The 15,489-nt window shown below is 71.0% G+C and carries 14 protein-coding genes; 8 read left to right on the forward strand and 6 right to left on the reverse strand.

Annotation, left to right across the window (positions count from 1 at the left end):
- The first annotated feature begins 7 nt into the window (after nucleotides 1–7).
- Both ACIBI9_RS45695 and hisC read left to right on the forward strand, forming a co-directional pair.
- Nucleotides 8–1,291 (forward strand): adenylosuccinate synthase, encoded by a 1,284-nt coding sequence (locus tag ACIBI9_RS45695; protein WP_397232413.1) that lies wholly within the window; start codon nucleotides 8–10, stop codon nucleotides 1,289–1,291.
- 80 nt (nucleotides 1,292–1,371) lie between these two features.
- A complete protein-coding gene (hisC, locus tag ACIBI9_RS45700) occupies nucleotides 1,372–2,430 on the forward strand; it encodes a histidinol-phosphate transaminase (RefSeq protein ID WP_397232415.1) in 1,059 nt (352 codons plus the stop codon).
- On the opposite strand, the gene ACIBI9_RS45705 is transcribed toward hisC, so the two are convergent.
- From ACIBI9_RS45705 to ACIBI9_RS45715, 3 genes are read right to left on the reverse strand one after another with little or no spacing between them, the layout of a single operon-like run.
- Entirely contained in the window at nucleotides 2,431–3,954 is a 1,524-nt protein-coding gene (locus ACIBI9_RS45705) for a hypothetical protein (RefSeq protein WP_397232417.1), read from the reverse strand.
- Between the two features lie 28 nt (nucleotides 3,955–3,982).
- Nucleotides 3,983–4,804: a carbohydrate ABC transporter permease gene (locus ACIBI9_RS45710; RefSeq protein WP_397232419.1), complete on the reverse strand. Its 822-nt coding sequence runs from the start codon at nucleotides 4,802–4,804 to the stop codon at nucleotides 3,983–3,985.
- Nucleotides 4,801–5,688 carry a carbohydrate ABC transporter permease gene (locus ACIBI9_RS45715; protein ID WP_397232421.1) on the reverse strand — a complete coding sequence of 296 codons (888 nt, stop codon included), beginning with the start codon at nucleotides 5,686–5,688 and terminating at the stop codon, nucleotides 4,801–4,803. Before ACIBI9_RS45715 ends, ACIBI9_RS45710 begins: the two co-directional genes overlap by 4 nt.
- Nucleotides 5,689–5,888: 200 nt before the next feature.
- On the opposite strand from ACIBI9_RS45715, the gene ACIBI9_RS45720 reads away from it, so the two are divergent.
- From ACIBI9_RS45720 to ACIBI9_RS45745, 6 genes are read left to right on the forward strand one after another with little or no spacing between them, the layout of a single operon-like run.
- Nucleotides 5,889–7,184, forward strand: coding sequence for an ABC transporter substrate-binding protein (locus ACIBI9_RS45720; protein WP_397232423.1), 1,296 nt, complete (start codon nucleotides 5,889–5,891; stop codon nucleotides 7,182–7,184).
- Complete coding sequence (locus tag ACIBI9_RS45725; protein ID WP_397232425.1) at nucleotides 7,168–8,169, forward strand: Gfo/Idh/MocA family protein; 1,002 nt, start codon at nucleotides 7,168–7,170, stop codon at nucleotides 8,167–8,169. The genes ACIBI9_RS45720 and ACIBI9_RS45725 overlap by 17 nt, the downstream gene beginning before the upstream one ends.
- 29 nt (nucleotides 8,170–8,198) lie before the next feature.
- Complete coding sequence (locus tag ACIBI9_RS45730; RefSeq protein WP_397232427.1) at nucleotides 8,199–9,764, forward strand: heparinase II/III family protein; 1,566 nt, start codon at nucleotides 8,199–8,201, stop codon at nucleotides 9,762–9,764.
- Nucleotides 9,748–10,485, forward strand: a complete 738-nt coding sequence (locus tag ACIBI9_RS45735; RefSeq protein WP_397232429.1) for an amidohydrolase family protein — start codon at nucleotides 9,748–9,750, stop codon at nucleotides 10,483–10,485. Before ACIBI9_RS45730 ends, ACIBI9_RS45735 begins: the two co-directional genes overlap by 17 nt.
- Nucleotides 10,482–11,288, forward strand: a complete 807-nt coding sequence (locus ACIBI9_RS45740) for an amidohydrolase family protein (protein ID WP_397232431.1) — start codon at nucleotides 10,482–10,484, stop codon at nucleotides 11,286–11,288. The genes ACIBI9_RS45735 and ACIBI9_RS45740 overlap by 4 nt, the downstream gene beginning before the upstream one ends.
- Complete coding sequence (locus ACIBI9_RS45745) at nucleotides 11,267–12,610, forward strand: GTP cyclohydrolase IIa (RefSeq protein ID WP_397232433.1); 1,344 nt, start codon at nucleotides 11,267–11,269, stop codon at nucleotides 12,608–12,610. The genes ACIBI9_RS45740 and ACIBI9_RS45745 overlap by 22 nt, the downstream gene beginning before the upstream one ends.
- Here the strand turns inward: ACIBI9_RS45745 and ACIBI9_RS45750 are convergent.
- The 3 genes from ACIBI9_RS45750 to ACIBI9_RS45760 are packed head-to-tail and all read right to left on the reverse strand — an operon-like array spanning nucleotide 12,607 to nucleotide 15,478.
- Nucleotides 12,607–13,347, reverse strand: a complete 741-nt coding sequence (locus tag ACIBI9_RS45750; RefSeq protein WP_397232435.1) for a sugar isomerase domain-containing protein — start codon at nucleotides 13,345–13,347, stop codon at nucleotides 12,607–12,609. The two genes, ACIBI9_RS45745 and ACIBI9_RS45750, sit on opposite strands and share 4 nt — an antisense overlap.
- Nucleotides 13,344–14,549 carry a hypothetical protein gene (locus ACIBI9_RS45755; protein ID WP_397232437.1) on the reverse strand — a complete coding sequence of 402 codons (1,206 nt, stop codon included), beginning with the start codon at nucleotides 14,547–14,549 and terminating at the stop codon, nucleotides 13,344–13,346. Before ACIBI9_RS45755 ends, ACIBI9_RS45750 begins: the two co-directional genes overlap by 4 nt.
- Nucleotides 14,546–15,478 carry a BadF/BadG/BcrA/BcrD ATPase family protein gene (locus ACIBI9_RS45760; protein WP_397232439.1) on the reverse strand — a complete coding sequence of 311 codons (933 nt, stop codon included), beginning with the start codon at nucleotides 15,476–15,478 and terminating at the stop codon, nucleotides 14,546–14,548. Before ACIBI9_RS45760 ends, ACIBI9_RS45755 begins: the two co-directional genes overlap by 4 nt.
- Between the last annotated feature and the right edge of the window lie 11 nt (nucleotides 15,479–15,489).

Raw genomic sequence — 15,489 nt, forward strand, 5'->3', positions numbered from 1 at the left:
CTGAACCATGCCGGCTGCCGTTCTCGTTGGCGCCCAGTGGGGCGATGAGGGCAAGGGCAAGGCCACCGACCTGCTCGGTGGCGACGTCGACTACGTCGTCCGCTATCAGGGTGGCAACAACGCGGGACACACCGTGGTCATCGGGGACCAGAAATACGCGCTGCACCTTCTACCGACGGGAATCCTGTCGCCTGACGTGGTCCCCGTGATCGGCAACGGCGTGGTCATCGACCCCGGCGTGCTGCTGAGTGAGATCGACGGGCTGGCCGCGCGCGGCATCTCCGCCGAGCGCCTGCTGATCTCCTCGAACGCCCACCTGATCATGCCCCACCACAAGGCCCTGGACAAGGTCACCGAGCGCTACCTCGGCAAGGCCAGGATCGGCACCACGGGCCGCGGCATCGGGCCGGCGTACGGCGACAAGATCGCCCGTATGGGCGTGCGCGTCCAGGACCTGCTCGACCCCGGCATCCTGGCCAAGAAGATCGAGGTCGCCCTGGGCGAGAAGAACCAGGTGCTGACCAAGGTCTACAACCGGCGCGGCATCGACCCCACGGCGGTCCTGGACGAGTACCTCGCCTACGCCGAGCGCCTCAAGCCGCACATCGCCGACACCTCGCTGGTGCTGTCCAAGGCGCTGGACGAGGGCAAGTTCGTGCTGCTGGAGGGCGGCCAGGGCACGCTGCTGGACATCGACCACGGCACCTATCCCTTCGTCACGTCCTCCTCGCCGACCTCCGGGGGCGCCTGCGCCGGGGCCGGGATCCCGCCGAACCGCCTCACCAAGATCATCGGCATCCTCAAGGCGTACACGACCCGGGTCGGCTCCGGCCCCTTCCCCACCGAGCTCACCGACGAGGTCGGCGAATGGCTGCGCCAGACGGGTGGCGAGTACGGCGTCACCACGGGCCGCAACCGGCGTTGCGGCTGGTTCGACGCGGTGATCGCCCGCTACGCGACCCGGATCAACGGCATCACCGACTACTTCCTCACCAAGCTGGACGTGCTGTCCGGGCTGGAGCGGATCCCGGTGTGCGTGGCGTACGACGTGGACGGGGTGCGGCACGACGAGATCCCGATGACGCAGACGGACTTCCACCACGCCGTGCCGATCTACGAAGAGCTGCCGGGGTGGCAGGAGGACATCACGAGCGCGAAGTCGTTCGACGACCTGCCGCCGAACGCGCAGGCGTACGTGCGGGCGCTGGAGGAGATGAGCGGCGCCCCGGTCTCGGCCATCGGCGTGGGCCCGGGCCGCGACCAGACCGTGGTGGTGCGCTCGCTCGTCTGACCGCTTGTGCTCCCTGCCCGGTGCCGCGGCGGCACCGGGCAGGTGATGCCTCGGCCTGCCTGGCCTCATATGGTTGGGGTATGCCTCGTTTCCGCCACATCCTGGACACCATGGCCGCCTACAAGCCGGGCAAGGTCGTAGCGACCCCCGACGGCCGGTCGTACAAGCTGTCCTCCAACGAATCCCCGTACGACCCGCTGCCGTCCGTGGTCGAGGCGATCGCCGAGGGGGCGCGGCAGATCAACCGCTACCCCGACCCCGGCGCGGTCGGGCTGACGGAGGCCATCGCGGAGCGGTTCGGCGTGCCGGCCGACAACATCGCGCTCGGCGCGGGGTCCGTCACGGTGGCGCAGCAGCTGTTCGAGTCGATCGGGGAGCCCGGGGTCGAGGTCGTCTACGCGTGGCGGTCGTTCGAGGCGTACCCGCTGCTGGCAGACCTCGCCGGCGTGAAGTCGGTCATGGTGCCGCTGGCCGGGGAGGACCACGACCTGGACGCCATGGCGGAGGCGATCAACGAGCGCACGCGCATGGTGTTCGTGTGCAACCCGAACAACCCGACCGGCACCTCGATCCGCCGGGGCGCGCTGGAGGCGTTCCTTGAGCGGGTACCCGAGCACGTGCTGGTGGTGCTGGACGAGGCCTACCGGGAGTACGTGCGTGACGAGGACGTCCCCGACGGCCTCACGCTCTACCGCGACCGGCCGAACGTGTGCGTGCTGCGCACGTTCTCCAAGGCGTACGGGCTGGCGGGCCTGCGGGTCGGCTACCTGATCGCGCACGAGCCCGTGGCGACGGCGATCCGCAAGACGATCATCCCGTTCGCGGTCAACCACCTCGCCCAGGTGGCGGCCGTCGCCTCCCTCAAGGCCGAGGACGAGCTGCTGGAGCGGGTCGAGCACGTGGTCAAGGAGCGTACGAGGGTCCGCGAGGCCCTCATCGCCCAGGGCTGGACGGTGCCGCCCACCGAGGCCAACTTCGTCTGGCTCCGGCTCGGTGAGCGCACCCTCGACTTCGCGGCCGCCTGCGCCGTGGAGGGCGTGGCGGTGCGGCCGTTCGCCGGGGAGGGCGCGCGGGTGTCCATCGGCTCCCCCGAGGCGAACGACGCGTTCCTCACCGCCGCCGCGGCCTTCCGCGGCTGATCAGCGGTTGGCCTGCCAGTTGAGGTAGGCCACCGACAGCAGCGTGGAGCCGTACTGCGACTCGACGGCGTGGTCGACGTAAACCGCCAGCGCGTGCGTGAACAGGGCCTGGTCCCACTTGGCCACCGGCATGTAGCGCGGCGCCTGGAGGTACTGCCCGGCGGCGGCCAGGCCGCCGGTGCCGTCCACCCTCAGGAAGGTCGTCGCCACGCCGTTGTCGGTGGTGGCCATGTTCTTGGTGTAGCTGCGGGCGAAGCGGCCCATGTCGGCGTCGGTGAAGGCGAGGCCGAATCGGTGCGCGGCGGCGGCGAACTCGACGTCGATGCCGCCGTGGCTGAGGTCCTCGATCTGCTGCCCGCCCTTGGGCGGCGTGCCGTAGGACGGGGTCCACTCGGAGACGCCGTCGGCCTTGGTGTAGCCGCTGTAGAGCTTGCCGAAGCTGGGCCAGTACGGCCAGTAGTAGGCGTCCTTGTCGTTGGCCTTGAGGTCGCGGGCGAACGTGGCGGCGAGCCGGCTGGTGCGGTCGCGGTAGAACGGGTCGCGGGTCGCCGCCGCCAGCTCCGCGTACGTCTGGCCGAGGGCGACGCTCTGGTTGATCGGCTGTTCGACGCCGTCGTAGGGGACGGGCATGCCCTTGGGCCAGATGTAGTAGCCGTCCGCCACCCATTCGGGGTCGTGCACGGCCGCGGCGTCCCGGCAGGCCTGGAGGTATTCGGCGGCCTTGGCCCGGTAGCGGGCGTTGCGCCAGAGGCGCGGGTCCCGGCGGACGATCCGGACGAACGACGCGAGCGGGTAGGTGATCATGCCGGTGTGCACCGAGAAGATCACCGGCGCGGCGGCCAGCTTGAACGTCCCCAGCGCCGGCGTCGTCGCCCCCGCCGGCGAGGTGCGCAGGTCCTTGGACGTCACCATGGTCGGCGACGGGTAGGCGTCGAGGATCCGCTTCACGGCGTAGTCGGGGCTGGCGGGGTCCATCGTCAGGTCGGTGAAGGTGGACACCTTGTTCTTGACGGGGTTGCTCACCTCCAGCGTGAACCGCCCCTCCGAGGTGCCCGCCCGGACGGTCGCCACCGCGTCGTTGACGTTGACGAGGGCGCTGCGTACCTCCAGGAGCGGCTGCCCCGACGCGTCGAGCAGACTCACGCCGCCCGCGCTGTAGACGATGCTGCGCCAGGCGGGCAGCGACAGGCCGCGGTAGTCGGTGACGCCGCGCTCGGAGTCGCGATTGCCCAGCACGAGGTCGGCGTTGTGGATGAGCCGGTCCAGGTAGGTGGTGGCGTGGTAGGCCTCGTACATCCTGATGTAGGCGGCCATCACGTAGGAGGCGCCCCAGCCGAGACCGCCCGCCTCGTTGGTGTCGGTGGGCTGGCCGACGTTGCCGCTCTCGTGGAACACCTTGTCGAACAGGTCGAACGTCTCGCGCTTGGTGTAGTCGTAGCCCGCCGCGGCGCGGGCCGTGCCGGGCAGTGCGGCCAGGGCGCCGAGGGAGAGCGCGCCCAGGCCGAATTGACGGCGAGTGAGCATGGGTGACCCTTTCACAACGGGGGCGGCGTCAGCTCTTCACAGCGCCGCGCATGCCTTCGAGGACGTGTCGTTGCATGATCATGAAGAAGACGACCACGGGCAGGATCGAGATGATCGTGCCCGCCGCCAGGCTGCGGATGTCGGTGCCGGTGATTCCGGCCAGGTAGGCGATCCCCAGCGAGATGGGATACAGGGAGGAGTCCTTCAGCACGACCATCGGCCAGATGAAGCTGTTCCAGACCGAGATGAAGCCGAAGACGCCGAGGATCGCCAGGGTGGGGCGGGCGGCCGGCAGCATGACGTGCCAGAAGATGCGCAGTTCGTGGCAGCCGTCGGTCCTGGCGGCGTCCACCACCTCGCGCGGCACCCCGGCGAAGGTCTGCCGGAGCAGGAAGATCCCGAACGCCGAGAGCAGGCCGGGCAGGATCACGCCCAGGTAGCTGTCGGCCATCCCGATCTGAGAGACCACCAGGAACCTCGGCAGCAGCATCACCTCGCCAGGCAGGAACATGGTGGCGAGGATCGCGAAGAAGATCAGGCTTCGGCCGCGGAAGACCATCTGCGCCAGCGGGTACGCGCACAGTGCCGACACCAGGATGTAGAGCGGCACCATCACGACCACGAGGAACGCCGAGTTGAGCAGGTAGCGCGGGAACGGGATGGCCGTCCACGCCTCCTTGGCCCAGGTGAGCACCGGGGGCCTGGGGATGATGTCCGGCGGGAAGGAGAAGACGGCCTGGCCGGCCGGTTTCAACGCCGCCGACAGCAGGATGAGAAAGGGGCCGACGAACACCAGGGCGATCGCGGTGAGCAGCACGTACATGCCCGCGCGGCGTATCCACCAACTCAACGGGTTTCCCTCCTTCCGCTGGTGAGCCGATAGTTGAGCAGGGCCATCACGATCAGCAGGACCCACAGGACGAGGCCGACGGCGCTGGCGTAGCCCATGTCGTACTTCTCGAACGCCTCGGCCCAGATGTAGTAGCCGAGCATCAGGGTGGCGTCCTGCGGGCCGCCCTTGGTCATCACGAAGACGGTCGTGAACGCCTGCATCGCGTCGAGCATGGCCATGGTGATGGTGACCGCGATGTAGGGGACCATCAGCGGGACGGTGATGCGCCGCATGCGGTGCCAGCCGTTGGCGCCGTCTATCTTGGCGGCCTCGTAGAGGTCCGACGGGATCGTCTGGAGGCCGGCGAGGTAGACCATCATGTAGACGCCCATGTTCTTCCAGCCCTCGACCAGGATCAGCGCGGGCAGCGCCCAGACGGGGTCGAGGAGGTACTGGATGGGCTCGTCCAGAATGCCCATGCCGGTCAGCAGCCAGTTGACGACGCCCTGCTGGTGGAAGACGTAGTTCCAGGCCACCGCCACCGCGACCATCGAGGTCACGACCGGCAGGTAGTAGAGCATCCGGAACGTCCTGATGCCGGGCAGCTTCTGGTTCACCAGTACGGCCAGCGGCAGCGGGAGCACGACGAGCAGCGGGAACAGGCCCACGAGGAACACCAGCGAGTTGCGCAGGGCGGTCCAGAACTGGGCGTCGCCGAGGATCTTGACGAAGTTGTCCAGCCCGGTGAAGACGGGCGGGCTGACGCCGTCGTAGTCGGTGAAGGAGAGCTGGACCGCGGTCACGGCCGGCCAGGCGAAGAACACCCCGAACAGCACGAGGGCCGGTAGGGGAAAGAGGTACGGCGTGTACCAGCGCTGCCCTGGGATCCGGCTGGCGGCCACCGGCCTCACATCCTTCAGTGTTTAATAGTGACGCCCAAAGCCTCGATAAGAGTTGGCCAGAATTTGGACGCAGACTATAGATGGCCGATCTCGACCGTCAAGAGCGGATCTGAGCAGGGACCCTTGACGGCTCGGCCGCCGAAGTGTCATTGTGCCGAAAGAATTATTAAGGACGGCCATAATTCTCAGGAGGTCCCCCGATGTTGAGAAGAAGAGCGTTGGGGGCAGGCGCGCTCGCGCTGGCTCTCATGTCGTCCGGCTGCGTCGCCGGAACGTCGGGCAGCACGTCGGGGGGACAGGCGGACGACCAGCCGTTCGAGGGGGAGGTCGAGTTCTGGACGATCAACCTGAAGAAGAACTTCGGCGCCTACATCGACGGGCTGATCGCCCAATACCAGAAGGACCATCCCAAGGTCACCGTCAAGTGGGTCGACGTGCCCGGGCAGGACATCGCGACCAAGCTGCTCGCGGCGGTCGCCAGCGGCGACGTCCCCGACGCGGTCAACATCGCCTCCTCCGACCTCGGCCGCTTCACCCCGTCGCTGGCCCCGCTCGACGAGCTGCTCAAGCCCGCCGACCTCGCCGACTTCCAGCCGAACCTGGTCGATTCGCTGCGCGTGTCGGGCAAGCTGTACGCCGTGCCCTGGTACAACGGCGGCACCCCCGTGGGCATCTACCGCAAGTCCGTCGTCAGCAAGGCGGGCTTCGACGAGAAGGCCCCGCCGAAGTCCTACACCGAGGCCCTCGCCCTGGCCGACAAGGTCTACGCCGAGACCAAGGTCTACGGCAGCAACGACATCCCCGGCGTCAACGCCGCCTCGGTGCTGCGCTACTACGGCGTCGAACTGCTGAGCGCCGACAAGAAGAAGGCGACGTTCAACACGCCCGAGGTCGCCGAGCTGCTGGACACGTTCAAGGCGAGCTACGACAAGCACGGCATCGCGCCGGGATCGGTCTCCAAGGACGTCCGCAACTACCCGCAGACCCTGGAGAACGGCCAGATCGCGATGGCGGCGAGCGCGTCGGCGGCGACGCTGGTCAACGTCGAGAAGAACGCCCCCGACATCTACAAGGACCTGCTCGTCACCGAGCCCGTCCAGACCAAGACCGGCGGATACCTGCTGCTCGCCCAGCAGACCGTGGCCATCCCCAAGGCGTCGAAGCACCAGCGGGCGGCGGCCGAGTTCGTCAAGTTCTTCACCAACGGCGCCAACCAGCTCGCGTTCTGCAAGCTGGTGCCGATCTACCCGTCGACGATCTCCTCCACCAAGGACGCCTTCTTCGCGGACATCACCGGCGACTCCCCGATGGACGTCGCCCGCCGCGTGATCGTCAAGGGTCTGCCGAAGCTGGAGTACGTCCCGCTGGGCACGGCCAAGGACGCCGAGCTCGGAGAGTCGCTGTCCGAGGAGATCAGGGCCTTCCTCCAGGGATCCAAGAGCGCCAAGGAGGCGCTCGACGCCGCAGAGAAGCAATGGAATGACGCACTTGCCTAAGCTCAGAGTCGGGATCGTCGGCGCCGGGATCATGGGTCGCGGCCACGCCGAGGTCCTGTCCGCCCACCCGGACGCCGAGGTCACCGCCGTCGCGCGCCGTCCTCTCGACGCCGCCCCGCAGGCGGCGGTCTACCCCGGCTACCGGGAGCTGATCGCCTCCGGCACGGTGGACGCCGTGTCGATCACCACCCCCGACCACCTGCACGCTGACGTGATGGTGGCGGCCGCGGAGGCCGGGCTGCACATCCTGGTCGAGAAGCCGTTCACGACCACGGTCGAGGACGCCGACCGCTCCGTGGCCGCGATCCGGCAGGCGGGCGTCACCGCGATGTGCCTGTTCAACCACCGCTGGGTGCCCGCGTACGCGCAGGCCAAGCAGCAGATGGAGCTGATCGGCGAACCGGTCGTGGGCTACGCCCGCAAGGACGACACGATCCACGTGCCCACCGAGATGATCGGCTGGGCCGATCAGACGACGTGCGCCTGGTTCCTGTCGAGCCACGACATCGACCTGGTCACCTGGCTCTACGACGACCACGTGGTGGAGGTGTTCGCCACCGCCCGCCACGGCAAGCTGCGCGGGATGGGCATCGACACTCCCGACGCGATGCAGATCCAGGCTCGCTTCAGCCGGGGCGCCGTGGCCACCTTCGAGTCGGCCTGGATCTACCCGAACACCTTCCCGACCATGGTGGACAGCTACATCACCGTGGCCGGCGAGTCGGGCGTCATCCAGCTCGACCGGCAGAAGGAGAACATCCAGCTCGCCACCGAGAAGTCCTACTCCTACCCGCGCAACATGCTCCAGCGGGTCGTCCACGGCATCCCGGCGGGCGCCTACCGCGACGCGATCCACCACTTCGTGGACTGCGCCCGCACCGGCGCCGAGCCGCTGGTCAGCGTGGAGAGCTCGCGGCACGTGACCGCCGTGCTCGCCGCCGCGCACGAGTCCGCACGTACGGGACGGCCGGTGGCATGTTCGTAGAGAAACCGCCGCATGTGCATCCCACGCGCATGCGGCACATCACCGACGAGGCGCTGCTGGAAGCGCTCGGAGCGGGCGGCGTCGCCGAGGCCAGGGTCTGGCGCCGGCGGCGGCCGGTCCCGGCGGCCCTCGGCGCGGAGGGCGCGGACGCCCTGCTCGGCATCGAGGTCGACTTCCTGGACAAGGGCCACGGCCGCTCGCTGCTGTACGGCTTCCACTACCTGCGCTGGATGTCCCCGCTGATCACGGCCTACGCCGGGACCGCGGACCCCCGCTACGCCGCCGAGTGGGACCGCCTGTTCCGCCAGTGGTACGACGACCGCGACCGGGTCGAGGGCGACTGGCCGGGGCTCGACGTGGTCTGGTACTCGCTCGGCGTCCGCGCCCGCGCCATGTACGTCACCGAGGCGCTGGCCGTCTTCGCGGACGAGCCCGCGCTGAGCGACGAGTGCTGGCTGCGGATGATGAAGACGGTCGTCGGCGGCGCCAGGTGGTCGGCCGAGGAGCACGACGAGTTCCGCCACGGCAACTGGCAGTTCGTCAACGCGTGCGAGCTGCTGCACACGGCCAGGGTGTTCGCGGACCTCCCCGAGGCGGGGCAGTGGGCCGAGGTCGCCCTGGCCCGCGTCCTGGAGCACCTCGAACAGGACGTGCGCGCCGACGGCGGCCACCACGAGCGCTCGCCCAGCTACCACCTCATGTGCCTGGACAACCTCGAACGGGCCGTGGCCGTCGAGCCCGCGCTGGCGCGGCATCCGCGCCGCCAGGCCATGTACCGCTGGCTGAGCGTCCTGATGACCTCCGGCGGCTGGGTGCCGCACCTGCAGGACAGCGGCCTGATCTGGCCGGAGGGCGTCGAGCCGGCCAAGGGCTCGCACAACCTGGAGGCCAGCGGCTACGCCACCTTCCGCCACGGCGACTTCCACACCGTCGTCAACTACGGCCCCTACGTCGGGCACGAGCTCGAACCGCACAGCCACCACGCGGCGCTCGACTTCGTGCTGTCGGGCTGGGGCGTGCCGCTGGCCTGGGAAGGGGGCGGCCCGCCGTCCTACGACGACCCCGGCTACTACGACTGGTACCAGGCGACCAGGGCGCACAACACGCTGCTCGTCCCGGGCGAGGGCTACACCGAGGACCGCCGCGCCGCCTGTGACCTGTTCTCCGTCTCCGCGCAGGCCGACGTCTTCGCGGGGCACCACCACGGCTACAGCGCGCGCCACGACCGCGAGATCGTCTTCGTCAAGGGCGACGACCCGTACTGGATCGTCACCGACCGGATCGACGCGGAGGCGATCTGGCAGATCCACGGCCTGTCGCCGTGGGTCGAACGCGACGGCGGGTTCGCGGGCACCCGTGGCCCGGGAATCCTGGTGGTGCCGCTTGAACCACCCGACGAGGTGCTGTACGGGACGGGCCCCGCCAGGATCCCCGACCCCGCCACCAGGACCGCCGAGTACGGCGAGATCCACTCGCTCGGCCTGCGGCGCGCCGACGGCAGGTTCACCGTCGGCATCTTCCCCTACCGCGACGAACCCCCCTCTGTCCCCGAAGATTGGCCCAGAGAATTGGAGGGTCATGCTGATCGACGCTGACGCGATGCTCGGCCGCTATCCCCGCAGGGACGTGGGCACGGGCTCGATCACGGAGGCGCTGGACAGGATGGACCGCTTCGGCATCGCGGAGGCCGTGGTCAGCCACACCCTGTCGTGGCTGCACGACCCCGCGACGGGCAACAGGGAGCTGCTCGACCTGGTCGCCGGCCGGCCCAGGCTGCGCCCGTGCTGGGTGATGCTGCCCGGCACCTGCGGCGAGACCGGCACGCCGGACGAGTTCGTGACCGGGGCACTGGAGGGCAGCGTGTGCGCCGTCCGCGCCTACCCCGCCGACCACGGCTACGACCTCGCCGGCCGCGACTGCGCGGCCATGCTCGCCGCCGTCGCGGAGGCCGGGCTGCCGCTGCTCGTGGACGCGGCCCAGACCGGTTGGTCCGCCGTCGAGTCCGTCGCCGGCGCGCACCCGAAGCTGCGGGTCGTGGTCGGCGCGATCGGCTACCGCCAGCTCAGGCAGGCGGCCGGGGTGCTCTCCCGCACCGGCAACGTCTACCTGGGGCTGGCCAACCTGTCCTCGCACTGCGGGCTTGAATGGCTCGTCGAGCGGTACGGCGAGCGCCGTCTCGTCTTCGGCACGGGAGCGCCGCTCAGGGACCCCGCGGAGGCGGTCACCCGGCTGCTGTGGGCCGAGCTCGACGACGCGGCCGTGGCCGCCATCGGCGCCGGCACCCTGCTGGAGCTGCTGCCCGTGGGGGCGGTGTGAACGCGATCGCCTCGGCGCTGTGGCAGCGCCGCCCGCAGACCAGCGTCCGGATCGTCGACGCGCACGCGCACGCCGGCCCCTACAGCCTGTTCTTCATCCCCGAGGCGTCCCCTGACGCGATGGTCAGGGTGATGGACAGGTGCGGCGTGGCGCACGCCGTCATCTCCAGCCACCTGGCGATCCAGCTCGACGCGGCGGCGGGGAACGCCGCGACCGCCGAGGCTGTGGAGCGCGCGCCGGACCGCTTCACCGGATACCTGACGATCAACCCCTGGCAGGACCCCGACGGCGAACTGGCCAAGTGGAGCGCCGATCCACGCTTCGGCGGCATCAAAATCCATCCCGACCTGCACGACTATCCGCTCACCGGCAGGCGCTACGCCGGCGTGTGGGAGTTCGCGCAGCGCACCGGCTGCCCGGTGCTCACCCACACCTACGACGGCTCCCCCTACAACGACCTGGCCGCGGTGGACGCGGTCGCGTCGGAGCACCCCGACGTGGTGATCATCGCGGGGCACGCGGGCGCGACCCCGCTGGGCATCGAGCGGGCCATCGAGGTGGCGCAGCGGCGCTCAGGGGTCATCCTGGAGGTGTGCGGGTCCTTCAACACCGGGCCCGACATCGCCAGGATGGTGCGGGAACTCGGTGCCGGCCGGGTCGTCTACGGGTCCGACTTCCCCTTCATCGATCTTCGGATCTCGCTGGGGAGGGTAATCTTCAGTGGCCTCGCAGAAGGGGACCAGGCCGCGGTGCTCGGTGCGACGATGACCCGCTTGCTTCAGTGGAGATCCGGACTGGGGTGATCAAGATCATGGATCGGCTGCGTTCGGAGTCGCGGCCCAGGGTGACGATCGGTGTCGTGGGACCGCACGATCTCGTCGAACAGATCATGATGATCGGCGCCGGCCTGCCGGCCGCGGCCGACTGGCGGCTGGTCGGCGCGCCTCATGCCGAGGAGCACGAGACCTACGACAAGTTCTCGAGGATCGCCGACAGCATCGACGTGGTGCTGTTCACCGGGCCCCTCCAGCACGACCTGGCCAGGCAGGCGGGCGAGCTGACCGTCCCCGCCACGTTCGTGCCCATGAGCGGGGCCAGCCTGTACGCCAGCCTGCTGCGCGGGGTGATCGGCCACGAGGTCGACCCGGCCAGGGTGAGCATCGACTCGCTGCCCGCCGCCGACGTGGACGAGGCGTACGGCGAGATCGGCGTGAGCACGGCCGGCGTGCACCTTTCCGAGTACGACCGGCCCGAGTCGGCGCGCGGCTTCAGCGCCTTCCACGAGGAGCTCTACCGCCAGGGCGAGACCACCGCGGCGCTGACCACGATAAGGAGCGTCGCCAACAAGCTGGCCGCCGCCGGCGTGCCCGTGCTGCGCCTGCTGCCGACCTCCCACACGTTGCGCCTCGCGCTCAACACCGCCGCCCTGCTCGGCACCGGCAGCAGGCTGGAGGACGCGCAGATCGCCATCGTGGTCGTCGAGCTCGCCGCCTCCGCCAAGCCCAGCTACTCCGGGCCGGGCAACTACTGGCAGCAGGAGCTGAAGCTGTCGCTGCACCGCTCGCTGCTCGCCGACGCGCGGCTGATGGGCGCCACCGTGGCGCCCCGCGACGAGAACGGCTACGTCGTCACGGCCACCGTCGGCGCTCTCGGCCAGGCCACCGAGGGGCTCAGGATGGCGCCGTTCATGGACCGGATCCGCTCCGACGTGGGGGTCGACGTCGAGGTCGGCATCGGGCTCGGCAGCACGGCCCGCGACGCCGACGCCAACGCGATGGCGGCCGTGGAGAAGGCCCGCAACGCGGGGGCGACCGCCGCTTATCTGGTCGGGGGCGACGGCACCGTGCTGTCGCTACCGGTACGCCGGCGCAAGCGGCAGGACAGCGAGCCGATCGTCGCCACCAAGGCGGCCAAGCTGCTCGAACGCCTGGTGGAGGGCCTCCACGACGGCGACTCGATGGTGGTCGACGCCGAGATCGTCGCGGACGTGCTGTCGATCTCCCCGCGCAGCGCCCGCCGGGTCCTGCAGAGCCTCGCGGAGGAGGGGCTGGCCTGGCCGATGCCCCCGGTCAAGGGCACCCAGGCGGGCCGGCCCCGCCAGCCGTACCGGCTCGTGCGGAGTTAGGCGTCGCCGAGGCGCACGCGCGGGCCGTACCTCTCCAGCAGCCGGGCGTTGTGCGCGTCGCCGCCCGGGGTGTTGGCCGACTTGAAGACGGGCGGCGGCTCGCCGGCCGCGAGGAAGCGGCCGACGACCTCGGCGACCAGGAGTTGCGCGGCCAGCACGCCGGTGAGCGTCGAGACGCCGCAGGCGGCGTCGCCGCCCGGCAGCGGCAGCGTGGCGTCACCGTACGGCGCCCCGTTGTCGATGACCACCTGGGCGAGGTCGGCCAGCCGCTCCTCGACGGCCACCTCGGCGGTGTGCGCGCGGGAGGTGATGGCGATCGACGGGTGCCCGTGCCGCACGGCGAGGCGGGCCATCTCGACGATCGCCGCGTTGCCGCCGGAGTTCGAGATGATCACGAAGACGTCCTCGGGCCGGATGTCGGCCAGCTGCCAGACGCGTGCCGCGAGGCCGGGCTCGCGCTCGATCTTCGGGTCGAGGATGTCGCGCGGCGAGGCGTCGCCGTAGTAGGCGAGGTCGCGGATGCCGAGCTGGTTGACCGGCACCAGGCCGCCCGCCCGGCCGGTGAGCTCCAGCGCGACGGACCTCGAATGGCCGGTGCCGAACGCCTGGAGCACCCCGCCCGCCCGCAACGAGGCGTGGATCAGCGCGCCGGCCCGCTCGATCGCGTCGCGTTCGGCGGTGAGCAGCCGGTCCACGGCCGATCCGGCGATCAGCGCGTACGAGCTCTGGTCGATCACAGGTCCTCCAGCAGGTTTCGTGCGGTCTCGGCGATGAGTTCGGCGCTGCCCTGGGCCACCTGGCTGGCCAGGACCTCGTACTCGGCGCGCCGGTAGGCGGCGGCCGTCGGGAGGTATCCGGGATAGCCGTTGACGTAGCCCAGGACCACGGTCGGCTCGCCGGGCCGGTCGGCGACGCGCTCGGCGACGGCGAGGAAGGGCTCGCCGGGGAGCCCGGCGAGGGCGAGCCCGCCGAGGCGGGCGACGTTCACGTCCACGCTCGTGCGGACGGGCGGTGCGGTGCGCGCCCGCAGCCCTTCGAGCCTGCTGCGGGCCAGGCGGGCGGCGACCGGGTCACCCGACGCCGCGGCCCGCTCGTACCCGGCGAGGAGCGCCGCCTCGTCGGCCGTCGTGGCGGCGGCTTCGAGCGTCAGCCGTCGCGTGGCCCAAAAGAGGTCGGTGGGTCCGTCCTGCCAGAGCGGGGTCCCCGGACCCGCCAGCAGCTCGGCGCAGCGGTCCGCGACGAGCTCGCCCAGGCGCCGCAGCTCCGCCACGTCCTGGCCGCGCCGGGTGTGGCGGGTGCTGATGTCGCCGGCCGCCCCGGTGGCGACCGCCACCCAGACGTCCTCGCCGAGCCGCCGCCCCAAGCTCCGGCGTACGGCTCCGACCAGGTCGGCGCTGACCAGGCGGTTGGCCGCGGGCAGCACGGTGGGGTGCACGGGAAGCACCGCCAGCACCCCGGCGAGCCCGCCGTCGCGCACGGCGATCAGGTCGAGCGGCACCACGGCCGGCGCCCCCGGTCTGCTCCGATCGGCGCCGACCCCGTGCAGCTCGCCGCGGTGCACCACGCCCTCGCACGGCCGCTCGGCCTCGATCGCCCGCCGGACGGCCGTGCGGACCGCCTCGGTGATCAGGCCGAGCCACGGCTCCGGCGTCGGCCCGCCGCCCGGCACGCAGCCGGTCTCGGGGCCCGCGTGGGTGTGGCTCGCCGCCAGCCACAGCTCGCATCCGGCCGCCTGCCTGGCCCGCGCGGCGAGGTCCTCGTTGACGCAGATGACGTCGGCGATCGCCAGCGCGAACCGCCTCCCGCCGTCCGACCAGGTCACCGCGCTGACCGACAGCGGGTCTGCCAGGCCCGTGGACGGCCCCGGCCGGTCGATGTAACCGCCCATCGGCGTGCCGTCCGGCACGGGCAGCTCGGCGGTGCCGTGTCCCACTCTCATCGTTCCGCCGTTCTGATCATCGTCTCGTAGCGGCTCGGTCCCGTGGAGGCGGCCAGCAGGGCGGCGCCCGCGAGGCTGTCGCCCGCAGGGGGCCGGAGTGCCGCTCGGGGGAGCAGCCGGGCCAGCTCCGCCTCGAAGCCGGCGCGGAGTCCGGGGTCGCGCAGCAGGCGGCCGGTCCAGGCGACGGGCACCGCCGCGTCCTTCGCGAAGCAGCGGGCCGCCGCCGCCACCGTGCCCGCCAGCTCGCGGGCCGCCTCCTCGGCGATGGCGCGGGCCGCGGGGTCTCCTGCCGGCTCGCGGACCGCGTCCTGGGCGATGGCGCGGGCCGTCGGATCTCGCGCCAGCTCCAGGACGTGGACGGCGAAGCGCGCGATCCGCGCCACCGCGTCGGGGGCGAGGTAGAGGCGCTCGGGCAGGCCGGCCAGGTCGCCGAACACGGCCTGGGCGCGCTCGGTGAGGGGGCCGGGCTCCGCGCGCCCGTCGAAGCCCCGGAAGGCGGCGTCGAGGCCGCGGCGGCCGATCCAGAAGCCGCTGCCCGCGTCGCCGTAGAGGTAGCCCCAGCCGTCCACCTGCCGGATGCCGTCACCCACGCCCAGGGCGATCGCTCCGGTGCCCGCGGCCAGCACCACACCCTGGCCGCCCGCGAACGCCCCCGCGTGTGAGGTGACCACATCGGTCGTGATCAGCACGCGGCGGGCCATGGAGAGCAGCCGGCCGGCCAGCCTGTCCGGGTCGTCCAGGATCGTGGTCAGCCCGAGGCAGACGGTGCCGAGTTGTCCCCAGTCCGTCCCGATCCGCTCCAGCACGGCCTCGACCGGGGAGCCCTCCGCGTACGACAGGCCGGGCAGCTCGCGGACCTCCTGGATCCGCCCCGACTCGGCCAGACCGATCCGCAGGCCCGTCTGCCCGCCGTCGATCGCCAGGTCCATGCACGTCCTCC

This window comes from Nonomuraea sp. NPDC050451, from assembly GCF_044458585.1.

What these genes read in the sequence shown, in the direction of transcription:
- ACIBI9_RS45695 (WP_397232413.1), top strand. Translation starts at nt 8, where the DNA reads ATGCCGGCTGCCGTTCTCGTTGGCGCCCAGTGGGGCGATGAGGGCAAG.
- hisC (WP_397232415.1), top strand. Translation starts at nt 1,372, where the DNA reads ATGCCTCGTTTCCGCCACATCCTGGACACCATGGCCGCCTACAAGCCG.
- ACIBI9_RS45705 (WP_397232417.1), bottom strand. Translation starts at nt 3,954, where the DNA reads ATGCTCACTCGCCGTCAATTCGGCCTGGGCGCGCTCTCCCTCGGCGCC.
- ACIBI9_RS45720 (WP_397232423.1), top strand. Translation starts at nt 5,889, where the DNA reads ATGTTGAGAAGAAGAGCGTTGGGGGCAGGCGCGCTCGCGCTGGCTCTC.
- ACIBI9_RS45725 (WP_397232425.1), top strand. Translation starts at nt 7,168, where the DNA reads ATGACGCACTTGCCTAAGCTCAGAGTCGGGATCGTCGGCGCCGGGATC.
- ACIBI9_RS45730 (WP_397232427.1), top strand. Translation starts at nt 8,199, where the DNA reads ATGCGGCACATCACCGACGAGGCGCTGCTGGAAGCGCTCGGAGCGGGC.
- ACIBI9_RS45735 (WP_397232429.1), top strand. Translation starts at nt 9,748, where the DNA reads ATGCTGATCGACGCTGACGCGATGCTCGGCCGCTATCCCCGCAGGGAC.
- ACIBI9_RS45755 (WP_397232437.1), bottom strand. Translation starts at nt 14,549, where the DNA reads ATGAGAGTGGGACACGGCACCGCCGAGCTGCCCGTGCCGGACGGCACG.
- ACIBI9_RS45760 (WP_397232439.1), bottom strand. Translation starts at nt 15,478, where the DNA reads ATGGACCTGGCGATCGACGGCGGGCAGACGGGCCTGCGGATCGGTCTG.